This window comes from Bradyrhizobium ingae (assembly GCF_055791185.1).
The window spans coordinates 46,667-70,026 of the sequence record NZ_JBVUBB010000017.1 but is presented as its reverse complement, the minus strand read 5'-3'; the positions used below and the strand labels follow the sequence as shown (position 1 = coordinate 70,026).

17 protein-coding genes are annotated in these 23,360 nt (G+C 64.3%); 12 read left to right on the top strand and 5 right to left on the bottom strand.

Translation table 11 applies throughout. The features are described from left to right. Nucleotides 1-185 precede the first annotated feature (185 nt). Nucleotides 186-1,508, bottom strand: a complete 1,323-nt coding sequence (locus tag ACV1FX_RS23365) for an ActS/PrrB/RegB family redox-sensitive histidine kinase (RefSeq protein WP_473119917.1) — start codon at nucleotides 1,506-1,508, stop codon at nucleotides 186-188. A 109-nt stretch (nucleotides 1,509-1,617) separates the two neighbouring features. Here ACV1FX_RS23365 and ACV1FX_RS23360 point away from each other — a divergent pair, with 109 nt between their 5' ends. The 4 genes from ACV1FX_RS23360 (at nucleotide 1,618) to ACV1FX_RS23345 (ending at nucleotide 5,735) form a co-directional block, all read left to right on the top strand. Further along, a complete protein-coding gene (locus ACV1FX_RS23360; protein WP_473119916.1) occupies nucleotides 1,618-2,424 on the top strand; it encodes an ABC transporter ATP-binding protein in 807 nt (268 codons plus the stop codon). Further along, nucleotides 2,421-3,239, top strand: coding sequence for an ABC transporter permease (locus tag ACV1FX_RS23355; RefSeq protein WP_473119915.1), 819 nt, complete (start codon nucleotides 2,421-2,423; stop codon nucleotides 3,237-3,239). Before ACV1FX_RS23360 ends, ACV1FX_RS23355 begins: the two co-directional genes overlap by 4 nt. Nucleotides 3,240-3,360: 121 nt before the next feature. Next, nucleotides 3,361-4,689, top strand: a complete 1,329-nt coding sequence (locus ACV1FX_RS23350; protein ID WP_473119914.1) for a polyhydroxyalkanoate depolymerase — start codon at nucleotides 3,361-3,363, stop codon at nucleotides 4,687-4,689. A gap of 206 nt (nucleotides 4,690-4,895) precedes the next feature. Next, nucleotides 4,896-5,735: a M48 family metallopeptidase gene (locus tag ACV1FX_RS23345; RefSeq protein WP_473119913.1), complete on the top strand. Its 840-nt coding sequence runs from the start codon at nucleotides 4,896-4,898 to the stop codon at nucleotides 5,733-5,735. A 326-nt stretch (nucleotides 5,736-6,061) separates the two neighbouring features. Here the strand turns inward: ACV1FX_RS23345 and ACV1FX_RS23340 are convergent, their stop codons facing one another. Further along, entirely contained in the window at nucleotides 6,062-8,278 is a 2,217-nt protein-coding gene (locus ACV1FX_RS23340) for a transglycosylase domain-containing protein (RefSeq protein ID WP_473119912.1), read from the bottom strand. Nucleotides 8,279-8,445: 167 nt separating this feature from the next. On the opposite strand from ACV1FX_RS23340, the gene ACV1FX_RS23335 reads away from it, so the two are divergent. After that, nucleotides 8,446-8,871 carry a DUF1330 domain-containing protein gene (locus ACV1FX_RS23335; RefSeq protein ID WP_473119911.1) on the top strand — a complete coding sequence of 142 codons (426 nt, stop codon included), beginning with the start codon at nucleotides 8,446-8,448 and terminating at the stop codon, nucleotides 8,869-8,871. A gap of 148 nt (nucleotides 8,872-9,019) precedes the next feature. Here the strand turns inward: ACV1FX_RS23335 and ACV1FX_RS23330 are convergent, their stop codons facing one another. Beyond that, the gene (locus ACV1FX_RS23330; RefSeq protein WP_473119910.1) at nucleotides 9,020-10,246 is read right to left on the bottom strand and encodes an ABC transporter substrate-binding protein; all 1,227 of its coding nucleotides are present in this window, start codon (nucleotides 10,244-10,246) and stop codon (nucleotides 9,020-9,022) included. A gap of 181 nt (nucleotides 10,247-10,427) precedes the next feature. Here ACV1FX_RS23330 and ACV1FX_RS23325 point away from each other — a divergent pair, with 181 nt between their 5' ends. Next, complete coding sequence (locus ACV1FX_RS23325; protein WP_473119909.1) at nucleotides 10,428-10,955, top strand: methylated-DNA--[protein]-cysteine S-methyltransferase; 528 nt, start codon at nucleotides 10,428-10,430, stop codon at nucleotides 10,953-10,955. A gap of 26 nt (nucleotides 10,956-10,981) precedes the next feature. Here the strand turns inward: ACV1FX_RS23325 and ACV1FX_RS23320 are convergent, their stop codons facing one another. Next, nucleotides 10,982-13,771: a [protein-PII] uridylyltransferase gene (locus tag ACV1FX_RS23320; RefSeq protein ID WP_473119908.1), complete on the bottom strand. Its 2,790-nt coding sequence runs from the start codon at nucleotides 13,769-13,771 to the stop codon at nucleotides 10,982-10,984. Between the two features lie 188 nt (nucleotides 13,772-13,959). Here ACV1FX_RS23320 and ACV1FX_RS23315 point away from each other — a divergent pair, with 188 nt between their 5' ends. The 6 genes from ACV1FX_RS23315 to ACV1FX_RS23290 all read left to right on the top strand — a co-directional run bounded on the left by ACV1FX_RS23315 (nucleotide 13,960) and on the right by ACV1FX_RS23290 (nucleotide 20,414). Continuing rightward, a complete protein-coding gene (locus ACV1FX_RS23315; protein WP_473119907.1) occupies nucleotides 13,960-14,934 on the top strand; it encodes an aliphatic sulfonate ABC transporter substrate-binding protein in 975 nt (324 codons plus the stop codon). Nucleotides 14,935-15,169: 235 nt separating this feature from the next. Further along, on the top strand, nucleotides 15,170-16,015 hold the full coding sequence (locus tag ACV1FX_RS23310) for an ABC transporter permease (protein WP_473119906.1): 846 nt from the start codon (nucleotides 15,170-15,172) through the stop codon (nucleotides 16,013-16,015). After that, the gene (locus ACV1FX_RS23305) at nucleotides 16,015-16,800 is read left to right on the top strand and encodes an ABC transporter ATP-binding protein (RefSeq protein WP_473119905.1); all 786 of its coding nucleotides are present in this window, start codon (nucleotides 16,015-16,017) and stop codon (nucleotides 16,798-16,800) included. The genes ACV1FX_RS23310 and ACV1FX_RS23305 overlap by 1 nt, the downstream gene beginning before the upstream one ends. A gap of 54 nt (nucleotides 16,801-16,854) precedes the next feature. Next, nucleotides 16,855-17,364 carry an OsmC family protein gene (locus ACV1FX_RS23300; RefSeq protein WP_284261045.1) on the top strand — a complete coding sequence of 170 codons (510 nt, stop codon included), beginning with the start codon at nucleotides 16,855-16,857 and terminating at the stop codon, nucleotides 17,362-17,364. A gap of 183 nt (nucleotides 17,365-17,547) precedes the next feature. Then, nucleotides 17,548-18,354 (top strand): hypothetical protein, encoded by an 807-nt coding sequence (locus ACV1FX_RS23295; protein ID WP_473119904.1) that lies wholly within the window; start codon nucleotides 17,548-17,550, stop codon nucleotides 18,352-18,354. 383 nt (nucleotides 18,355-18,737) lie between these two features. Next, nucleotides 18,738-20,414, top strand: a complete 1,677-nt coding sequence (locus tag ACV1FX_RS23290; protein WP_473119903.1) for a methyl-accepting chemotaxis protein — start codon at nucleotides 18,738-18,740, stop codon at nucleotides 20,412-20,414. A gap of 59 nt (nucleotides 20,415-20,473) precedes the next feature. Here ACV1FX_RS23290 and mutS read toward each other — a convergent pair whose 3' ends face one another. After that, nucleotides 20,474-23,212, bottom strand: coding sequence for a DNA mismatch repair protein MutS (mutS, locus tag ACV1FX_RS23285; protein ID WP_473119902.1), 2,739 nt, complete (start codon nucleotides 23,210-23,212; stop codon nucleotides 20,474-20,476). Nucleotides 23,213-23,360 lie beyond the last annotated feature (148 nt).

Here is a 23,360-nt window from a genome sequence, read left to right as displayed (position 1 = left end):
CGAAGGGCCGCGTTAGCGCAAAGTACGACGCGATTTTCCGAAAAGATCATGCTCAAACAACAACCCAAAGCGCGACGACGGTTCATCCCGATCTCATCGCGCTTTGGAACATATGGCGTCGCAATCAAGCGCTGCCAAGGCCGCCATAAGTCGAGGGCCCGCGGAGTGCGACGCAAGGTCGCGGTCTATCCTATTGTTTCTTCGGTCGTCTCGGTAGCCTCAAAACGCTCGCGCGGCCATGCGATCTGCACCACGGCACCATGCTCGGGGAACGTCCGATTGGTAAACGAGACCTTCGCACCCGTGCGCTCCAGGAGCGTGCGCGCGATGAACACCCCGAGCCCCAGGCCGCGACGTTCGCCTCCGCTGTCATCCTGCAGGCGCCGCCGCGACAGATAGGGTTCGCCGATCCGGTTCAGGAGATCGGGCGGAATGCCGGGACCGTCGTCGGAGATCACGATCTCGATGCTGTCATTATTCCACCAGGCGTTCACCTCGACGGTGGTGCGGGCAAAATCGACGGCATTTTCGACGATATTGCCGACACCATAGAGGATCGCGGGATTGCGCGAGCCGACCGGTTCCATGGTGGCCGCCACCGCGATCCGCACCTTGATGGCGACACCGAAATCGCGGTGTGGTGCCACGACCTCCTCGATCAGCTCCGACAGCTTCATGCGATCGAACGGCGCGCCGGTGGAGGAGAGCTGGGTGATCTTGCTCAGGATGTCGCGGCAACGCTGCGTCTGCTCGCGCAGGGTTTTCAGATCGGCGGCGAAGCTCGGATCCTCCACCGTCTTCTCCAATTCGCGCGAGATCAGGAAGATGGTTGCCAGCGGCGTGCCGAGCTCATGCGCGGCCGCGGCCGCAAGTCCGTCGAGCTGGGTCAGGTGCTGCTCGCGCGTCAGCACCAGCTCGGTCGCGGCGAGCGCGTCCGCGAGCTTGCGCGCCTCTTCCGTCACCTGGAAGGAGTAGAGGCTGGTGACGCCGATCGCGAGCACGATCGAAAGCCAGACGCCGACCAGGTAGATCGGCGGCAGCACCAGGGGATCGTCGCTGTCCCAGGGCAGCGGCAGATGAAAGAAGAACAGGATCGAGGCGCAGGCGACCGCCAGCAGGCCGAGGCCGAAGGTGAGCCGGGCCGGCAGCGCCGTCGCGGAGATCAGGACCGGGGCCAGGAACAGGAACGAGAACGGGTTCTCCAATCCGCCGGTGAAGAACAACAGGCCGGCCAGTTCCACGATGTTCAGCGCCAGCAATGCGGCCGCGTGGATGCCCTCCAGCCGCTGCATCGGATTGACCGCCATTTGCAGGGCGAGGTTGAGCACCGCCGACAGCCCGATGATGGTGACGCAGGGGATGATCGGAACGTTGAATTCCAGCCCCTGTGCCACGATGAAGATGGCGGCGAGCTGCCCGAGCACCGCAAGCCAGCGCAACCGCAGGATCGTATCCAGGCGGATATGTCGCTGCGAATGGCGAAACTCGGACGCGGCAATTTCAGTCATGTCGGCCAATTGGGCACTGCCTTCTCGGATCGCAAACGGGGGTGGCTCACACAATCCGACTGGTTACAAGTCTTGCGCTTGCCGCCGCAATAGCAGAAGAACGCCCAGCATGACCGAGAATGACAAGGCTTCAAGCCGGCCGACTGTCGCGGACAGCACCCTGTCCGCGGCGATCGAGGTCGACCATCTCGTCAAAGTCTACAAGCAGACCCGCGCGGTCGACGATATCTCTTTTTCGCTTTCGCGCGGCAGCATCACGGGCCTGCTCGGCGGCAACGGCGCCGGCAAGACCACGACGATCGCGATGATCATGGGCCTTGTGCTGCCGACTTCCGGCCGCGTGCGGGTGCTGGGGCGTCGGATGCCCGAACAGAGCGCCGACGTGCTCGGGCGGATGAATTTCGAAAGTCCCTATGTCGACATGCCGATGCGGCTTACGGTTCGGCAAAATCTGACGATCTTTGGCAAGCTCTATGCGGTGAAGGATCTGTCCGGTCGCATCGCGCAGCTCGCCGACGATCTTGATCTCAACGAATTCCTCGACCGGGCCAACGGCAAGCTCTCGGCCGGGCAGAAGACCCGCGTCGCGCTGGCGAAGGCGCTGATCAACCAGCCCGAGCTGCTGCTGCTGGACGAGCCGACGGCCTCGCTCGACCCTGACACGGCCGACTGGGTGCGGGCGCATCTCGAGGCCTACCGCAGGGCCCATAACGCCACCATCCTGCTCGCCTCGCACAACATGCTCGAGGTCGAGAGGCTCTGCGACCGCGTCATCATCATGAAGCGCGGCCGCATCGAGGACGACGATACGCCCGACGCCATCATGGCCCGCTACAACCGCGCCACTCTGGAAGAGGTGTTCCTGGACGTCGCGCGCGGCCGGAGCAACGGAGCGGCGCGGGAGGCGGTGCGATGAGCGAGATTTCCCTTCATCGCGGCCTGGCGATGCATCGCATCAATGCGATGATCCTGCGCTACTGGTACCTGTTGATGTCGTCCTGGCCGCGCCTTCTGGAGCTGCTCTACTGGCCGGCGCTCCAGGTCATCACCTGGGGTTTCATCCAGCTCTACATCGCGCAGAACGCCAATTTCTTCGCGCGGGCCGGCGGCACGCTGATCGGCGCCGTCATCTTCTGGGACATCCTGTTCCGGGGCCAGCTCGGCTTCTCCATCTCCTTCCTGGAGGAGATGTGGGCGCGCAACATCGGCAATCTCATGATGAGCCCGCTCAAGCCGATCGAGTTCCTGCTCGCGCTCATGGTCATGAGCCTGATCCGGCTCGCGATCGGCGTCATCCCGATGACGCTGCTCGCGCTGTTTCTGTTTCACTTCAATGTCTACAGCCTCGGCCTGCCGCTGATCGCCTTCTTCTGCAATCTGATCTTCACGAGCTGGGCGGTCGGCATCTTCGTCTCGGGCCTCGTGTTGCGGAATGGGCTCGGAGCCGAAAGCATCGTCTGGACCTTGATGTTCGCGATCATGCCGCTCGCCTGCATCTACTATCCCGTCAGCGTGCTGCCGCACTGGCTGCAGATTGTCGCCTGGACGCTGCCGCCGACCTACGTATTCGAGGGGATGCGGGCGCTCCTGATCGACCAAAGCTTCCGCGCCGACCTGATGCTCGATGCGCTCGCCATCAATGCGGGGCTTCTGGCGGCATCTTTCTGGGCATTCCTTGCCCTTTTGCGCAGCGCCAAGAAGCACGGCTCGCTGCTCTCCAGCGGTGAATAGCTTCACTTTCCCGTGGATTCAGGCTCGTTTTTGCGACGTAGAGCCCGTACATGTACGGAACCATGCATTGACGCAATATTACGCATTCGGCAGTATGCTGCGATGCGAGAGGATATACGATATGCCTATTGGTGAGTTTGGCGGCGCACCCCCCCTGGTGGCCGAAGGCAGTCCGGTCTTAACGACGCCGATGTACTGGATGTATGAGATGGCGCATGCCTCTCTCAATCCGGCGCGCGCGGTCACCGACGCCACCAAGATCCTGTTTCAGAATCCCCTGAATCCGTGGTCGCACACCGACGTTGGCAAGTCGCTGGCTGCAGCCTGCGAGTTGTTCGAGCGCACGACGCGCCGCTACGGCAAGCCGGAATGGGGGCTCGACGACACCGAGGTCAACGGCATCCGCGTCCCTGTCGAGGTCCGCCCGGTCTGGGAAAAGCCGTTTTGCCGGCTGCTCTATTTCGATCGCAAGTTTACCCGTCCGCTGCGCAGCGCGCAGCCGCGCGTGCTGATCGTGGCGCCGATGTCCGGCCATTACGCGACGCTGCTTCGCGGCACGGTCGAGGCCCTGCTGCCCGCGCATGAGGTCTACATCACCGATTGGGCCGACGCTCGCATGGTCCCATTGAGCGAAGGCCGCTTCGATCTTGACGACTACATCGACTACGTCATCGAGATGCTGCATGTGCTCGGCGGCAACACCCACGTGATGGCGGTGTGTCAGCCTTCCGTTCCCGTCGTCGCTGCCGTCTCGATCATGGAAGCGCGGCGCGACCCGTTCGTGCCGACCTCGATGACGCTGATGGGCGGCCCGATCGACACCCGCCGCAATCCGACCGCGGTGAACAAGGTTGCCGAGGAGCGGGGCATCGACTGGTTCCGAAACCACGTCATCACCAAGGTGCCGTTCCCGCATCCGGGCATGATGCGCGACGTCTATCCGGGCTTTTTGCAGCTCAACGGCTTCATCAGCATGAATCTCGACCGGCACATGGATGCGCACAAGCAGCTGTTTGCCAATCTGGTGAAGGGCGACGGTGATCTCGTCGACAAGCATCGCGACTTCTACGACGAATATCTCGCGGTGATGGACCTGACCGCCGAGTATTACCTGCAGACGGTCGACACCGTGTTCGTCAAGCACGCGCTGCCCAAGGGTGAGATGACCCACCGCGGTACGCGGGTTGATCCCACCAAGATCACGCGCGTTGCGCTGATGACGGTGGAAGGTGAGAACGACGACATCTCGGGTCTCGGTCAGACCGAAGCGACGCATGGTTTGTGCAGCTCGATCCCCGATCATCGCCGCGTGCATTACGTGCAGAAGGGCGTCGGACATTACGGCGTATTCAACGGCTCGCGCTTCAAGTCGGAAATCGTGCCGCGCATCCACGATTTCATGATTTCGGCGGCGAATCCGAAGGCTTCATTGGCGCTGGCGGCCGAATAGGCCGCTTTTTCGGGTTTCCCGCGCTCGGGAGGGGCCTTGAGCAGGTCCCGGTTCCCCTCAGATTCGAGGTAATTAGGTAGTCTTCTAGGAGTGAGCGGGGCCTCAGATTTTGGGGCCCCAGCATGCGCCGGGCGGGGGCGAAAAAATCGGGTTCCAACCCCAGTCTATAGGGGCTCCCGGGCTGCCAACCCCTGTATATTGGGCAAATGATTTGTTTTTGCGCCGAGCGCTTTCCCTGGCGGCGGTTATGGCAGAATCCGGGCGAACTTCTCCTCCCCGGACTGACAGACATGGCCACTCGCGCGCTCCTTTATCGGCGGCCTCACGAACCCAAGACCTTTGTGATCCATCACGGGTCGCAATTCTTCGCGATCCGGCTGCGCCGGCATCGTCGCGCGCGGCGCTATACGCTCAGAATTCATCCGAGCGATCGCGAAGCGATCCTCACCATGCCGCCGCGCGGCACGCTCGCGGAGGCAAAAGACTTCGCGCAGCGTCACGGCGCCTGGATTGCCGCGCGCCTTGGGCGCTTGCCGAAGGCCGCGCCGTTCCAGGCGGGCACTGTGATACCGCTTCGAGGCTTGCCGCATCGGATCGTGCATCGCGCCGGCGTGCGCGGCACGGTGTGGACCGAGACGCGCGATAGCGGCGAGCGCATCATCTGCGTTGCCGGTGGCGTCGAACATATCGATCGCCGTGTGCATGACTTCCTCAAGCGCGAGGCGCGTCACGATTTGCAGCGGTCGGCGGAAGCCTATGCCGCCGAGCTCGGCGTTCGCGTCAGGCGGCTCTCGATCCGCGATCAGTCCAGCCGCTGGGGCTCCTGCACCTCTGCGGGCTCGCTGTCGTTCTCCTGGCGCCTGATCCTCGCGCCGCCCTTCGTGCTGGACTATCTCGCAGCTCATGAGGTCGCCCATCTCGTCGAGATGAACCACTCGCCGCGCTTCTGGCGCGTCTGCGGAAAGGTGTGCCCATCGATGGAGCGCGCGAAAAAGTGGCTCGATACGCACGGCAACGACCTGCATCGCTACGGGATCGAGGATTAGGTCTAAGCTGCCAGCCATATTTGACGCTGTCATCGCCCGGCTTGACCGGGCGATCAGTACTCCCAAACGGTCTCGCTGGAATCGATAGGCCGCGGCGTCCTGGATTTCCCGCCTGCGCGGGGAATGACATTTGAGAACGAGGCCACGTTCACGCGCCTCGCTCGATTCACTTCACACGCTGCGATGATTGCGCCGGGCCTCTGGATTGCCCCGCCGTATCAATAATTTCGTACAATCCACCGTGCATCACAGCGGTCCGGCCGGCCACTTTGCATGGGTTGTTTTCGAGACTCTTGTTTTGGGGACGCAACGACCCTAGGCGGACTCTACCTGTTCCCGCCAAACAACCGGTCCATCAGCCAGCCGTCGAGCCCCGCTGCCGCCTCCGGCCGCGCGTTGGCGCGCGTCGGCGGCGGGCGATAGCCGCTATTGGTTGCCGGTGCGGGTCCAGGCGCAGCCGCTGTCGGAGGTGACACTTGCGAGGCTGCCTGCGCGAGGTTCGACAGGCCCCAGCCGACTTGCGAGTTCGGCAAGTTTGCCACCGGCACGCCTTCGTGCGCGGCGCGCATGAAGTGGGACCACACTTCCACCGGCAGGCCGCCGCCGGTGGCCTTCTTCGTGGGTGAGTTGTCGTCATTGCCGAGCCAGACGCCGGTGACGAGATTGGCGGTGTAGCCGATGAACCAGGCGTCGCGGTAATCCTGGCTGGTGCCGGTCTTGCCGGCGGCCATCCAGCCCGGGATCTCCGCCTTCTTGGCGGTGCCGGAGATCAGCGTCTCCCGCATCATCGTGTTCATCATCGCCACATAGCGCGGCTCGATCACCTGGTTGCGCTCGTCGCCCTGGCGCATGTAGAGCAGCTTGCCGCCTTCTATCGTCTTGATCTTCGTCACCACATGCGGCGACACGGCGAGGCCGCCATTGGCGAACGGCGCATAGGCGCCGACCAGCTCGACGACCGAGACCTCGGAGGTGCCGAGCGCGATCGAGGCATTGGGCTCGAGCTTCGAGGAGATGCCGAGCCGGTGCGCGGTCCGCACCACGTTCTTCGGCCCGACCTCGAGGCCGAGGCGAATGGCGACCGTGTTGAGCGACATCGCGAGCGCCTGGGTCAGCGTCACCGCGCCGAAATATTCATGGGTGTAGTTCTCGGGCTTCCAGCCCTTGACCTCGATCGGCGCGTCCTGGCGGATGGTGTCGGGCGTCAATCCCTGCTCGAGCGCGGTCAGATAGACGAACGGCTTGAACGAGGAGCCCGGCTGGCGCTTGGCCGTCACGGCGCGGTTGTACTGGCTGTCGGAATAGTTCCGGCCGCCGACCATGGCGCGCACCGCGCCGTCCGGCGTCATGGCCACCAGCGCACCCTGGCTGACGTTGAACTTCACGCTTTTCGCCGAGAGCTCGTCGATGATGGCGGCCTCCGCCAGGCTTTGCAGCTTCGGATCGATCGTGGTCTGAACCACGATGCTCGTGTCGATCTGGCCGACGAGATCATCGAGCACCTCGCCGATCCAGTCGGCGACGTAGTTCACCGTGCCGGCGCCCGCCGGCTTCACGTTGTAGGAGGGATGGCCGATCGAGGCCTGCGCCTGCGCTTCGGTGATAAATTTTGCATCCGCCATCGCGGCGAGCACGACTTGCGCGCGCGCTTCCGCGCCTTCGGGGTTGCGGTTGGGCGCAAGGCGCGAGGGCGATTTGACGAGGCCCGCGAGCATCGCGGCCTCGGCAACGGTGACGTTCTTCGCCGACTTGCCGAAATATTTCTGCGCGGCCGCCTCGACGCCATAGGCGCCGGAGCCGAAATAGACGCGGTTGAGGTAGAGCTCCAGAATCTCGTTCTTGGAGTGCTTGCGTTCCAGCCAGATCGCAAGCTCGGCCTCCTGCAGCTTGCGCTGCATGGTGCGCTCCTGCGTCAAGAACAGGTTCTTGGCGAGCTGCTGCGTCAGCGTCGAGCCGCCCTGTGAGACGCCGCGATGGAGAACGTTGGTGACGGCGGCGCGCAGGATGCCCACCGGGTCGATGCCGAAATGCGAATAGAAGCGGCGATCCTCGATGGCGATGAAGGCCTTCGGCAGATATGGCGGCAGATCCTTCAGCGCCACATTGGCGCCGGCCATCTCGCCGCGCTGCGCCAGCACGCTGCCGTCCATGCCGACGATCTGGATCGTCGGCGGGCGCTTGGGAATTTCCAGCGATTGAATCGGCGGCAGGTGGGCGCCGACCCAGATCACGACGCCGACCACGGCGATCACGCCCCACAGGCCGAGCACCGCGCCCCAATAGAACAGGCGGCCGATGCTCGCACTGAAGCGCGATTTCGATCGGCGCTTGGCGTTGCCGCGGCTCACAGGTGCTTTCCGTTCGCGCGGCGGCTCGTCATTGTCATCATCGCTCTTGCGCTTGGGCTTGCTGGCTGACTTTTTCGGCTTGTCGTCCGAGGCATTGGGGATGCGATCGGCAGCCGTCAGGCGCAGATCGGCCAGCGCTGCGGGCAAGCCAAACAGCGGCTCCTTGCGCCCGCTTTTTTTCTTTCCCCACGCCATCCACAAAACGCCCGGTCAGTCCGCCCCGCCGCACGCTAGCTGTGGCTGTTTAAGGCCCGGTTACGCAAAGCTTAACGCGGGATTAGGAGATGAGGCGGACCCGCGCCGGTGGTTCCGCGAAGCGTGCGGCAAAGCTAGGATCAAGCCATCGACGAGAGGGAACTCCGATGGGCCATATCGATCCGACCAAGGACGTGTTCGCGCAATTCCGGGAGAACAACCGCCCGGGCCCGATCCACATGCTCAACCTGGTGCGCCTCCGCAAGGAGGCGGCCTATCCGGACGGCCGGAAAGCGTCCGGTGCCGAGGCCTATGCGGCCTATGGTCGCGAAAGCGGCCCGGTGTTCACACGCCTCGGCGGCCGTATCGTCTGGCAGGGCAAGTTCGAGCTGATGCTGATCGGTCCGCAGGAGGAACGCTGGGACCACTGCTTCATCGCCGAATACCCAAGCGTGGGCGCCTTCGTCGAGATGATCCGCGATCCCGTCTATCGCGAAGCGGTCAAGCATCGGCAAGCCGCGGTGGAGGATTCCCGCCTGATCCGGCACGCAGTGCTGCCTGTGGGGAAGAACTTCGGAGAGATACCGGCGTAACACTCGGTCTCTCATGGCGTCATGGCCGGGCTTGACCCGGCCATCCACGTCTTTATCTCGCCTCAAGAACGTGGATGCCCGGAACATCTAGCGCGAAGACGCGCTTCTGCCCGGGCATGACGTTGTTGATACGGTCTTCTCGCGACCATTAACCTGCCGGACCCGCATCCTCCAGGATCGGGCCGAACAGCTCCCAACGCTCGCCGTTGAACTTCATCATCTGAAGCTGCTTGTTGACGCGGTAATCGGTCGGAGACGTATTGGCGACGATGCCCGGCAGCGCCAGATCGAGCTGAACATTCTTCAGGCTGGTCGCCTGCTTCATGACGTTCTCGCGCGTCAGGTCGTCGCCGCACTTCTGCAGCACATAGACCATCAATTGAGACGTCGAGTAGCCGTAGGCGTTGAAGAGCGAATCCTTGTCGCCTTCGGGATAGTACTTTGCCATGAACTCGAAATACTTCTTCATGCCCGGATCGTCCTTCCAGGTCGGATCGAGCGGATCCTTGCCGTAGTTCACGCTGATCACGCCCTTGGACGCTTCGAGCCCCGCCGGCTTCATCACCGCGCCGACCGAGACGGAGTTGATGTCGAGGATATGAATCGGATGCCAGTTGAGCTCGAAGATCTTCTTGATCGCCTGCGCTGCCTGCTTCGGCGTCGTCGCACTGAAGAAAAGATCCGCGCCCGCGTCCTTGATCTTGAGAATCTGTGAATCGATGGTCGGATCGGACACCTCGTAGGAGGCTTCGGCGACGATCATGCCGGCGGCCTTGTCGCCGAGGCCGGCCTTGATGCCGTTCAGATAGTCTTTACCGAGATCGTCGTTTTGATAGAGGACACCGATCTTGGCGTTCGGATGGTTCTTGATGATGTACTGGCCGTAGATACGGCCTTCGACGAAGTAGTTGGGATTGTACCCCATCGTCCACGGGAAGTTCTTGGGGTCGGTAAACCGCGATGCGCCGGTGGCGGCAAATAGTTGCGGCACCTTCTTGGAATTGAGGTATTTCTGCACGGCCGCATTCGAGGGCGTCCCGAGAAGCTGGAAGGTGAGCAGCACCTCGTCGCTCTCGACCAGCTTGCGGACCTGCTCGACCGCTTTCGGCGGTGAATAGGCATCGTCATATTGGACCAGGTTGATCTTGCGGCCATTCACGCCGCCCTGATCGTTGATCATCTTCATATAGGCCGCCTGGGTCTTGCCGATCGTGGCATAGGCAGAGGCCGGCCCGCTGAACGGATTGGTCTGTCCGATCTTGATCTCGGTATCGCTGGCGCCGGGGTCGTATTTCTTCTGGGCGAGCGCCGGCGAGGCCGCGAGTGTAAGGGCGAAGGTCGCCGTGGCGGCCAAGTAAGCTAGACGATTGTTCATCTCGGAATCTTCCTCCTGACGGAATTATGTGCCGATGGTCTGTTTCCACCCGATTTGAGCGGTGCCATCTCTGCCCGGAATTGTGGAGGAAGCCCCGCCTCTGCGCAAGGCGCATCAGCTTTCGGGTGGCGTCGACGGGCGTGCCGCGACAATGTGCCAGCTCGTTTTGGCAGAGATGATCATGGTGAAGCCGATACAGTCTCCGGAAGCCTTTGGCCTCGATCACCTCGCGACGCCGATCGGGACCGCCTTGCTCGTTGTCGACGCCGATGGCGTCCTGCGCGCGCTCGATTGGGAGGACTACGAGCACCGCATGCGCGAGCTGCTGCGCCTGCATTACGGTGCGGCGGATTTGCGCACGCTGCGCGCGCCGGCCGACATGCGATCGGCGCTATCCAACTATTTCGAGGGTGATCTTGCGAAGCTCAAGACCATCAAGTGGCGTGTCGCCGGCACGCCGTTCCAGCGCAAGGTCTGGACGGCGCTCGCAGCGATCCCCTCAGGCACGACGATGAGCTATGGCGCGTTGGCCGCAAAGCTCGACATGCCCAAGGCGGTGCGCGCCGTCGGTCATGCCAACGGCTCCAATCCGATCAGCGTGGTGCTGCCCTGTCACCGCCTGATCGGCGCTGATGGATCGCTGGTGAAATACGGCGGTGGCCTCGCGCGCAAACGCTGGCTGCTGAGGCATGAGGGCGTGGAGGTGTAGCCGAGAGTAGTGCGCGACTTGCCGCCTCACGCCGCCGGCTGGACCGCCTTCTCGCCGGCCATCACATGTGTCAACGCGCTCTTGATCGCAGCCTGCCGCGTCGGAGCGTTGATCTGCGCACCGAGGAGGTCGGTGACGTAGAACACGTCGCGCGCGCGCTCGCCGAAGGTCGCAACATGGGCGGAGGCGATGTTGAGGTTGAGCTTGGAGATCGCCGTGGTCAACTCGTAGAGCAGGCCGGGGCGATCGAGGCCGGAGACCTCGATCACCGTGTAGCGGTCGGACCACTGGTTGTTGATGATGACTTCGGGCTCGATCACGAACGGGCGCGCCTTGCTGCGCACGGTGCGCCGCGCCACCACCTCGGGCAGCCGCAGCTTGCCTTCCAGCACGTCCTCGATCATCTCGCCGATGCGCGTGGCACGGCGGCCCTCATCCTCGTCGCGGTCGTATTCCCTCGAGATCGAGATGGTGTCGAGTGCGCGTCCGTCGGTCGTGGTGTAGATCTGGGCGTCGACGATGTTGGCGCCGGCGGACGCACAGGCGCCCGCGATGATCGACAGCAGCCAGGGATGGTCGGCGGCGAAGATCGTCAGCTCGGTGACACCGCGCACCTCGTCGAAGCCGACATTGATCGCGAGCTTGTGGCCGGCCTGCTCGCTCGCGCGCACGAAGCGTGCGTGGCGCATCTTGCGCGGCAGCTCGACCTTGAGCCAGTAGGCCGGATAGTGCCGGCCGACATAGGCATCGAGCTCATCCTTTGGCCACTCCGCGAAGGCGATGCGGAATTCGGCCTGCGCCGCGGCGAGGCGCTTGCCGCGGTCGACCTCGGAGAAACCGCCGGTCAGCACCGGCTCGGTCTCGTAATAGAGCGAACGCAGGAGCTGCGCCTTCCAGCCGTTCCACACGCCGGGGCCGACGCCGCGGATGTCGGCGGTGGTGAGGATCGTGAGCAGCTTCATCTGCTCGACCGACTGCACCACGGCGGCAAAGTTTTCGATCGTCTTGCGGTCGGAGAGGTCACGCGACTGCGCGACCGTCGACATGGTCAGATGCTCCTCGATCAGCCAGGCCACGAGCTCGGTATCGGCCGGGCTGAAGCCGAGCCGCGGGCAGAGCCGGCGCGCCACCTTGGCGCCCGCGATGGAGTGATCCTCGGGCCGGCCCTTGGCGATGTCGTGCAGCAGCGTCGCGATATAGATCACCGGCCGGTGCTCGGGCCGCGTCTTGCGCATGAGGTCGCTGGCGAGCGCGAATTCCTCGATGTTGCCGCGCTCGATGTCCTGCAGGAAGCCGATGCAGCGGATCAGATGCTCGTCAACCGTGTAGTGATGATACATGTTGAACTGCATCATCGAGACGATCTTGCCGAAGGCGCGGATGAAATGGCCGAGCACGCCGGTCTCGTTCATCCGCCGCAGCACGGTCTCGGCGTCATTGGAGGTCAGGATCTCCATGAACAGCCGGTTGGCTTCGGGATTCTCGCGGAGCTGCGCGTTGATCAGGCCCAGCGAACGCGTCACGTTGCGCATCGCGTCGGGATGGAAGGCGAGGTTGTTCTTCTGCGCCAGGCGGAAGATGCGGATCAGGTTGACCGGATCGTGCTTGAACACGTCGGGTGCGGCCAGGTTGATGCGATTGTTGTCGACAATGAAGTCGTCGCTGTCGGGCACGCGCCGCTTCACGGTGCTTGGCCGCAGGCGCGCCATCATCCGGCTCAGCACCGGCGCGGGCTTGGCCTGCTGGTCTTCCAGCTTCGCGCACAGGATGGCGGTGAGGTTGCCGACTTCCTTGGCGACCAGGAAGTAATGCTTCATGAAGCGCTCGACGTCCTGCATGCCGGGATGCGAGGTGTAGCCGAGCCGGACCGCGATCTCGCGCTGGAGGTCGAAGGAGAGGCGCTCCTCCGCGCGGCCGCAGTAGAAATGTAGGTTGCAGCGCACCGACCAGAGGAAGTCGGCGCAGCGGCGGAAGGTGCGGTACTCCTGCGCGTCGAACACGCCACGCTCGGCGAGCTCGTCGGTGTCGCGCACGCGATAGACGTATTTCGCGATCCAGAACAGCGTGTGCAGGTCGCGCAGGCCGCCCTTGCCGTCCTTGACGTTGGGCTCGACCAGATAACGCGACTGGCCGCCGCGGCGATGCCTCTCCTCGCGCTCGGCGAGCTTTGCGGTGACGAACTCCGATGCCGTGCCCTGGACCACCTCCCTGTCGAAGCGCGCGACCAGCTCGTCATAGAGCGGCTGGTCGCCGGTGAGGAAACGCGTCTCCAGGATCGCGGTGCGGATGGTCATGTCGCCGCGCGCCTGCCGGATCGATTCATCGACCGAGCGCGTGGCGTGACCGACTTTCAGGCCCATGTCCCAGAGGCAATAGAGGATGGCTTCGGCCACCTGCTCGCCCCAGGCCGTCTGCTTGTAGGGCAGGATGAACAAGAGATCGATGTCGGATTCCGGCGCCATCAGGCCGCGGCCATAGCCGCCGGTCGCCACCACGGCCATGCGCTCGGCGCCGGTCGGGATCGGCGAGCGGTAGAGATGGCGGGTCGCAGCCGAATAGAGGATGCGGATGATCTCGTCCTGCACGTGGCACAGCCGCTCGGCGCAGCGCCGGCCGTGGCGGTCCTTCAGCAGGATCTTCTGCGCTTCCGCGCGCGCCGCGATCAGCTCTGTCTTGAGCAGTTGCGCCATCGCCGTGCGGAACGCGTCCTCGCGTCCCTCATGCTTTGCGGCGAGCGCGTCGACTGCGGCGGTCACCCGTGCGCTGTCGAAACGATCATCCATCTCCTGCTTGTGCTGGGTCGCGACACTGTCCATGCTTCACCGGATATAAGAGGTGACAGGCGCTGTCACCCGCCATTCTCTCGCAATAGTCGTTCCATGCTTGGAAAGGCCGGCATTCGACAAACTTGTTCTCGGCCGGCGCGGTTTCAAGACAGGGATTTTCTCGTTGACCTCTAGATGTAACTCATTGAAAAACAATGAAGTTTTAGAGGAGGCCGGACATGATCAGATTTTCGCGACGTCTTCTGTTGGCGGGCGCTGCGGCGCTCATATTGGCGCCCGGTTCAGCGTTCGCGGCCGAGCCGCTGAGGGAGCTGCGCATCGACTGGGCAACCTATAATCCGGTGTCGATGGTCCTGAAGCAGAAGGGCCTGCTGGAGAAGGAGTTTGCCAAGGACGGCATCAGCATCACCTGGGTGCAATCGGCCGGCTCCAACAAGGCGCTCGAATTCCTCAATGCCGGCTCGATCGACTTCGGCTCGACTGCCGGTTCGGCGGCGCTGGTCGCCAGGATCAACGGCAACCCGATCAAGTCGATCTACGTCTATTCGCGCCCCGAATGGACGGCGCTGGTCACGACGAAGGATTCCAAGATCGCAAGCGTTGCCGATCTGAAAGGCAAGCGCGTCGCGGTGACGCGTGGCACCGATCCGCACATCTTCCTGGTGCGCGCCCTGTTGGGGGCAGGCCTCTCGGAGAAGGACATCACGCCGGTGCTGCTCCAGCATGCCGACGGCAAGACCGCGCTGATCCGCGGCGACGTTGACGCCTGGGCCGGCCTCGATCCGATGATGGCGCAGGCTGAGGTCGAGGAGGGCGCAAAGCTGTTCTACCGCAAGGCCGACGCCAACACCTGGGGCATCCTCAATGTGCGCGAGCAGTTTTTGAAGGATTATCCGGACATCGTGCGTCGCGTGCTCGCCGTGTATGAGGACGCGCGAAAATATTCGCTGGCGAACTACGACGAGCTGAAGAAGACCTTCATCGCGGTGACGAAGCTGCCCGACGTCGTCGTCGACAAGCAGCTCAAGGAGCGCACCGAGCTGACCCACAGCCGCATCGGCGCCCCGCAGCGCGAGTCGATCCTCGCCGCCGGCCTCGCCCTCCAGCAGGCCGGCGTCGTCGACGCCAAGGTGGATGTGAAGGCCACGCTCGATGCCCTGATCGACGACCAGGTGCCGCTGCCGACGAATTGACGGCGGGAAGAGGCGCGCCTTCGCAACAAATTCCGCCGTCGTTCCGGGGCGCGAAGCGAGCCCGGGACCCATAACCCCCGGGAGTGGTTGGTCGGAGGCTGACAACCACTAGCTCGCGCCACAACTTCTCCTTGGGGGTATAGGTCCCGGATCAGCGCTCACTCCGCTCGCTTGCCCGGGACGACAGCGGAGAGCGCGGCAACACGGTTGCAATCCCTTACAAGACGCGCTTGCTATGGCTATGACCTTCGAAGCTCCAGCGGTGGAACAGGCCGATAGCGCCGTGGCGCGTGCGCCGCGCATTGCGCGCTATGCGCGGCCGCTGCTCGGGCTCGCGTTGCCGCTGGCGCTCGCGCTGGGCTGGGAGCTCGTGGTCTGGCTCGGTTATTCCAACGGCCGGCTGGTGCCGCCGCCCTCGCGCGTCTTTGCCACCATCCTCGAGCTCGCCCGCTCGGGCGAGCTGACACGGCACATCGCCGCGACCTTGTCGCGCGTCGGGCTCGGCTTCGTGCTCGGCGTCGTTGCGGGCACGCTGCTTGGCGCCATCGCGGGCTACTGGTCGTTGGCGCGCCGGCTGCTCGATCCGACCGTGCAGGCGCTGCGTGCGATTCCTTCGATCGCCTGGGTGCCGCTGTTCATCCTTTGGCTCGGCATCTTCGAAACATCCAAGATCGCGTTGATCGCGGTCGGCGTGTTCTTCCCGGTCTATCTCGGCGTGATGGGCGCGATCCTTTCCGTCGATCGCAAGATCGTCGAGGTTGGCCGCATCTTCCGCCTGTCCGGCCCGGCCATGATCCGCCGTATCCTGCTGCCCGCGGTGCTCCCGGCCTACGTCGTGTCGCTGCGTGTCGGGCTTGGCCTTGGCTGGATGTTCGTCGTTGCCGCCGAATTCATGGGTGCCTCGGAAGGCCTCGGCTATCTACTGATCGATGGCCAGCAGCTCGGCAAGCCCGCGCAGATCGTGGCCGCGATCGTCATCTTCGCCATCCTCGGCAAGCTCACGGACTGGCTGATCGAGATTGCGGCGGCGCCGATGCTGCGCTGGCAGGATGCCTTCGGGCGCGAGCGCGGAGGGTTGTGATGCTGGCGCTCGAACGGGTGAGCAAGACCTATCCCAATGGGGTCGAGGCGCTGGCGCGCTTCTCGGCCGCGATCAGGCAGGGCGAGATCGTCGCCATCATCGGAGGTTCCGGCTGCGGCAAGTCCACGCTGCTGCGCGCCATCGCCGGCCTCGATCGCGCCAGCTCAGGCACGGTGACGCTCGATGATGAGGCGATATCCTCGCCACATGCCAAGATCGGCATCATCTTCCAGGAGCCGCGGCTGCTGCCCTGGCTCAGCGTGGCCGACAATATCGGCTTTGGCATCGCCGACCTTCCCGCAGGCGAGCGGCGCGAAAGGGTCGCACGGGCGCTTGAGCGTGTCGGACTTGCCGACAAGGCCGATGCCTGGCCGCGCGAGCTTTCGGGCGGACAGGCGCAGCGCGTCGCGATCGCGCGTGCACTGGTGCCGCAGCCCGAGGTGCTGCTGCTCGACGAGCCGTTTTCGGCGCTCGATGCCTTCACCCGCAGGGACCTCCAGGATCATCTGCTCGACCTCTGGGCCGATACGCGCCCGACGCTGATCCTCGTCACCCATGACGTCGACGAGGCCGTGGTGCTGGCCGATCGCGTGCTCGTGATGCGGCCGCGGCCGGGCCGGCTGTTCGACCAGATCGAGATCAATCTTGCGCGCCCGCGCGACCGCAGCTCGCCGTTGTTCGACAGCTTCAAGCGCAACGTCCTGACTTCGCTCGACCGCTCGCTCGATCGCAACGTGCCTGACCGTGACGCAACCCAGGGTCCCGGCCAGGCAATGTGGTGGTGACAATCTTGCTCCCAGCCGGTACATCGAGGGGCGATCTTCCGGGAGAGAACAAAAATGGACGCCGCACAGCTCCGCCAGATGCAGGCCCCGATCAAGGAACGCTACAAGACCGATCCTAAGGCTGCGCTGATCACGCTGAAGGCCAAAGGCTCGACCGACAGCGACGGCATCGCCTGCAAGGTCGAGACGGGCCGCGCGCTTGCGGTCGCAGGCCTCCATCCGGCGACCGGCGGCTCCGGGCTTGAGCTTTGTTCGGGCGACATGCTGCTCGAGGCGCTGGTTGCCTGCGCCGGCGTTACGCTGAAATCGGTCGCGACCGCGATCGACGTGCCGCTGAAAACCGGGAATGTCTACGCTGAAGGCGATCTCGACTTCCGCGGTACGCTCGGCGTCGACAAGGAGACGCCCGTCGGCTTCGCCGAGATCCGCCTGCGCTTCGAGGTCGACACCGATGCCCCGCAGGACAAGCTCGATCTGCTGCTCAAGCTCACCGAGCGCTATTGCGTGGTCTATCAGACCATCAAGAACGGCCCGAAGGTTTCGGTGTCGATGCAGAGGATGTAGCCGTTCACCTCTCCCATGGGGAGAGGTCGCGCCCGATGACAGGCTTCGGCGCGGGTGAGAGGCTGCGCTCTCTCGTGGGACCGAAAGCCCTCACCCGGTTTGCTGCGCAAATCGACCTCTCCCTGCGGGAGAGGTGAACGAGCCCGCGGATAATTCACTTCAAAAAAATCATCCCGCGCAAAAATGCCCCCAGAGCTCACCTTCATCCTGTTCCTCCTCCTGCGCATGGCGGTCGCTGCGGCGTTCGTCGTAACGGCGTCTGTTATCACCGAGCGCTCGGGCCCGGTGATCGGCGCGCTGGTCGCGACGCTGCCGATCTCCGCGGGGCCCTCCTACGTCTTCCTTGCGATCGACCATGATGCTGCCTTCATCGCGCAGGGTGCCCTGGCGAGCCTTCCCGTCAACGCCGCGACGATCTTCCTCGGGCTCACCTATGTGGTGCTGGCGCAGCGGCATAGCTTTGCCGTGAGCGTCGGCAGCGCGGTCGCGGTCTGGATCGTGCTGGCGTCCATCATCCGCCTGTTCGACTGGACGCTGACGGCAGGGCTGGCGGTCAATCTGGTCGCGTTCGGCATCTGCATTCCGCTGCTGGCACGCTACCGCTATGTGAAGATGCCGCTGGTGACGCGCCGCTGGTATGACATTCCCTTTCGCGCATCGCTGGTTGCGACCCTCGTTGCCATCGTGGTCTCGACGTCTGGCTGGGTCGGGCCGAGGGTCTCCGGCGTCATCGCCCTCTATCCGATCGTCTTCACCAGCATGATGATCATCCTGCACCCGCGCATCGGCGGCCCGCCGACCGCGGCCGTCCTGGCCAACTCCGCCTGGGGCCTGCTTGGGTTTGGCATGGCGATCGCGGTGCTGCATGTGGCGGTCGTGCAGTTCGGCTCGGCGATCGGCCTCAGCCTCGCGCTTGCCACCTGCGTGAGCTGGAACCTGACGCTCTGGTGGACCGGGCGGCGCGCAGTCAGATCGCCGTCGCGGCAATAGCACTTGCGGAAGCCCGCCATAGCGGCTGCACGGCGCACAACCATGCCGCGCATCGATCATGCGACGAAAAATTAGCTGGCGTTGTCCCAACGCGTTGAATGACCGTTATCATTTCAAATGCCAGCGGCTAATTCCGTCGCATTGGTCAGCATATCTGCCTATATTTTTGCGCGAGTCGCGACTGCCGATTTCCGACACATTTATTAGAACTTTCTTCGACTTTCTCCTGGAAGATAGCGCATTCGCCCGGCTCACTTTTCTCGCTTTTGCGATCCGCTGGCGGATGGTCGATCGGAAGACCGGCGGCGTTGCCGCACGCTGCAACAGCGCGGTTCCGCGACACGAACTTTATTGGTGCGAAATTTCACACGGAGATAGCATTGATGTTTGGTCGTAAGTTCCAAAGTGATGCGCAGGCGCAACTTGCTGCCTTCAGCCGTTCGCAGGCTGTGATCGAATTTGCCATGGACGGAACGGTCCTGACCGCGAACCAGAATTTCCTCAACGCGGTCGACTATGCCCTGGAAGAGATCAAGGGCAAGTCGCATGCGATGTTCGTGCCGCCCGACCAGCGTGGCAGTGCGGCCTACAAGGCATTCTGGGCGGCGCTGAACCGGGGCGAGTTCCAGGCGGCCGAGTTCAAGCGAGTCGCCAAGGGCGGCCGCGAGATCTGGATCGAGGCATCCTACAATCCCGTGCTTGGCGGCGACGGCAAGCCGGTCAAGGTCGTCAAGGTCGCGACCGACATCACCGGCAAGAAGATCAGAAACATGACCGACGCTTCGGAGATCGCTGCGATCGGCCGCGCCCAGGCGATGATCGAATTCAAGCTCGACGGCACCATCGTCACGGCCAACGAGAATTTCTGCAACGCGCTCGGCTATTCGCTCGCCGAGATCCAGGGCAGGCACCACGGCATGTTCATGCCGGCGGCCGAGCGCGACAGCGCGGCCTATCGCGAGTTCTGGGCAAAGCTCAATCGCGGCGAATACCAGTCCGGTGAATTCAAGCGCATCGGCAAGGGCGGCCGCGAGGTCTGGATCCTCGCCTCGTACAATCCGCTGCTCGACGAGAGCGGCAAACCGTTCGGCGTCGTCAAGTTCGCAACCGACGTCACTGCGGACAAGCTGAAGAACGCCGATCTCGCCGGCCAGATCGCTGCGATCGACAAGGCGCAGGCGGTGATCGAGTTCAACATGGACGGCACGATCATCACCGCCAACGGCAATTTTCTCGGAACGCTCGGCTATTCGCTGCCCGAGATCAAGGGCAAGCATCACGGCATGTTCGTCGAGCCGACGGAGCGCGACAGCACGGCGTATCGCGAGTTCTGGGCTGCGCTCAACCGCGGCCAGTACCGGGCGGGCGAGTACAAGCGCATCGGCAAGGGCGGCAAGGAGGTCTATATCCAGGCCTCCTACAATCCGATCCTCGACCTCAACGGCAAGCCGTTCAAGGTGGTGAAATATGCGACCGACACCACAAGGCAGGTGCTGGTTCGCATGGGCAATGAGCGCGTTCGAGGCATGATGGAGTCGGTTGCTGCCGGCTCCGAGGAGCTCAACGCCTCGGTGCGAGAGATTTCGGAAGCCATGACGAAGTCACGCGAGACCGCGATGGGCGCGGTGGAGCAGGTCGCTTCCGCCGACGCGCAGGCCCAGCGCCTGACCGAAGCCGCGCAGGCGATGAGCGGTATCGTCGAGATGATCAACAGCATCACCGGGCAGATCAACCTGCTCGCGCTCAATGCCACGATTGAATCGGCGCGTGCGGGCGAAGCCGGGCGCGGCTTCGCCGTGGTCGCCTCTGAGGTGAAGAGCCTTGCCAACCAGGCCAAGCAGGCGACCGACAAGATCGGCCAGGAGATCGGTAGTCTCAACGGCATCTCCAGCGACGTCGTCAGCGCGCTCGGCTCGATCAAGCAGGCGATCAGCAATGTCAGCGAATATGTGACCTCGACGGCGGCCGCGATCGAGGAGCAGAGCACCGTGACGAACGAGATGTCGACCAGCATGCAACGCGCCGCGGCAGAGGCAGCGGCGATCGCGGCGAGGGCGTAATTCACGCACCGAATTCGTAGGGTAGGTTAGCCGTAGGTGTAACCCACCATACGGCGCCGTCACTGCTTCGGCAGCTTGGCCTTCAGTGCATAGAGCGCGTCGAGCGCCTCGCGCGGCGTCATCTCGTCGGGGTGCAGCGCCTTTACCGCTTCCATCAGCAGCTCGGCCTCGCTCGGCGGCGCGGCTTCGGCGGCGGCGCGCGAGGGCACTGCGAACAGCGGCAGATCGTCGGCGAGGGCACGGGCGGTCTGGCCGCGGTCTTGGGCTTCCAGTTTCGCCAGCACCGATTTCGCGCGTGTGATCACGGCCGGCGGCAGGCCGGCGAGCTTTGCGACCTGGATGCCGTAGGAGCGGTCGGCCGAGCCCGGCAGCACCTCGTGCAGGAACACGACGTTGCCCTGCCACTCCTTGACCCGCACCGTGGCATTGAACATCCGCGGCAGCTTGGCCGAGAGCGCGGTCAGCTCGTGGTAGTGCGTGGCGAACAGCGTGCGGCAGCGGTTGCTCTCGTGCAGGTGCTCGATTGCGGCCCAGGCGATCGAGAGACCGTCGAAGGTGGCCGTGCCGCGCCCGATCTCATCGAGGATGACGAGCGAGCGCTCGCCGGCCTGGTTGAGGATCGCCGCTGTCTCGACCATCTCGACCATGAAGGTGGAACGGCCGCGGGCGAGATCGTCGGCGGCGCCGACGCGCGAGAACAGGCGGTCGATGATGCCGATCCGGGCGCGCGAAGCCGGCACGAAGCTGCCGATCTGCGCCATCAGCGCAATCAGCGCGTTCTGGCGCAGGAAGGTCGATTTGCCGGCCATGTTGGGGCCGGTGAGCAGCCAGAGCTGGCCGGATTTTTGCGCGGGCGCCGGCGACAGGTCGCAGGCGTTGGCAATGAACGGCTCGCCATTGCGCTTCAGGGCCTGCTCGACCACCGGATGGCGGCCGGCCTCGATGGCAAAGCCAAGGGACCTGTCGACCTCGGGCCGCACATAACTCTCGTCGACCGCGAGCTTGGCCAGCGACGTCGCGACATCGAGCAGCGCGAAAGCATGCGCGGCGGCGCGCAGATCCTCGCTGATCTCGAGCGCCTTGGCGCAGAGCCGCTCGAAGATTTCGAGCTCGAGCCCGAGCGCGCGGTCGCCGGCATTGGCGATCTTGGCTTCGATCGCGCCGAGTTCGGATGTCGTGAAGCGTACCTGTCCCGCCAGCGTCTGGCGGTGGATGAAGGTTGCGTTCAGCGGCGCCGACATCAGCTTGTCGCCATGCTGCGCGGTCACCTCGACGAAATAGCCGAGCACGTTGTTGTGCCGGATCTTCAAGCCCTTCACGCCAGTATCGTCGGCGTAGCGCGCCTGCATCGAGGCAACCACCAGGCGCGAGGCATCACGCAGGTTTCTCGCCTCGTCGAGCGCCGGCTCGTAGCCTTCGCGGACGAAGCCGCCGTCGCGCTTGATCAGCGGCAATTGTTCGGCGAGCGCCGTGGCAAACTCGGATGCCAGCTCGCGCGACGGCCGCTGCAAAGCCGCCATGACGGCCGCGATTTCCTGCGGCGGCTGCTCGAGCTCGGAGAGCCGCGCAAGTGCCTGGTCAGCGGCCAAAATGCCGTCGCGGATTCCTGCGAGATCGCGCGGTCCGCCGCGGCCGACCGAGAGCCGCGCCAGTGCACGCGATATGTCGGGCGCGCCGCGCAGGATGCTGCGGACATCCTCGCGTGCAGCGGAATCAGCTACGAAGGCGCTGACTGCATCGAGCCGCCGTGCGATGCCGGCCGCGTCTGTCAATGGTGCTGCGAGCCGCTGCGCGAGCAGCCGCGAACCGGCCGAGGTGACCGTGCAATCGATGGCGTCGAGCAGCGAGCCGCGCCGTTCGCCGGCCAGCGTCCGCGTCAGCTCGAGATTGGCGCGGGTGGCCGGATCGATCGCCATCGTCGCGCCCGAGGCCTCGCGCGCGGGCGGCGACAGTGGTGGATGCTTGCCGACCTGGGTGCGGTCGACATAGGTGACGGCTGCGGCCGCCGCTGTGGCCTCGAGGCGTGTGAGCTGGGCGAGCCCATCCATGGTCGCGACGGCGAAGTAATCGCACAGGCGTTTCTCGGCGGTCGCGCCGTCGAAGACGTCGCGGGTCAGCGGCGTCACCGCCGGCAGCTCGCGCAAGGTCTGTCCGAGCTCGCTGTCGTTATAGAGCGCGTCGGTGACGACCGCTTCATTCGGATTGATGCGCGCGAGCGTCGCCGCAAGTTCACCACCGGCGCATTCCGTCACCATGAACTCGGCGGTCGAGATGTCGATCCAGGCGAGTCCGAAACGGTCGCCGCCGGATGAGGAACGGGCGCGCGCAATCGCGAGCAGATAATTGTTGGCGCGCGCATCGAGCAGCGTGTCCTCGGTCAGCGTGCCCGGCGTGACCAGCCGCACCACGCCGCGGCGCACGACGCTCTTGTTGCCGCGCGCCTTGGCGGCGGCGGGATCCTCGGTCTGCTCGCACACCGCAACCCGGTGGCCGGCGCTGATCAGGCGGTGCAGGTAATCCTCGGAACGCTCGACCGGCACGCCGCACATCGGGATGTCGGCGCCTTGGTGTTTGCCGCGCTTGGTCAGCACGATGCCGAGCGTTTTCGAGGCGATCTCGGCGTCCTCGAAGAACAGCTCGTAGAAGTCGCCCATCCGGTAGAACAGCAACAGGCCCTGATGCGCCGCCTTGATCTCCAGATACTGTTCCATCATCGGCGTGACGCGCGCCGCAGCTTCTGCTTGCGGCGCGGGCGCGGATTCAGGTTCTGGTGGGGGAATGGGCTGTTGCATCGTCATGGGCGGCGCAACCTACAAAATTTCGTCCCGTGGTCCTATCGCTTTGGCCGGGCGAGGCGGGTTTTCCACGTTGTCCGCAGCGCGGCATGCGTTGCCGGCGTCGGCCCCCTGCGAATCGCGCGCGAAACCGTCAATTGACCTGCCGCGA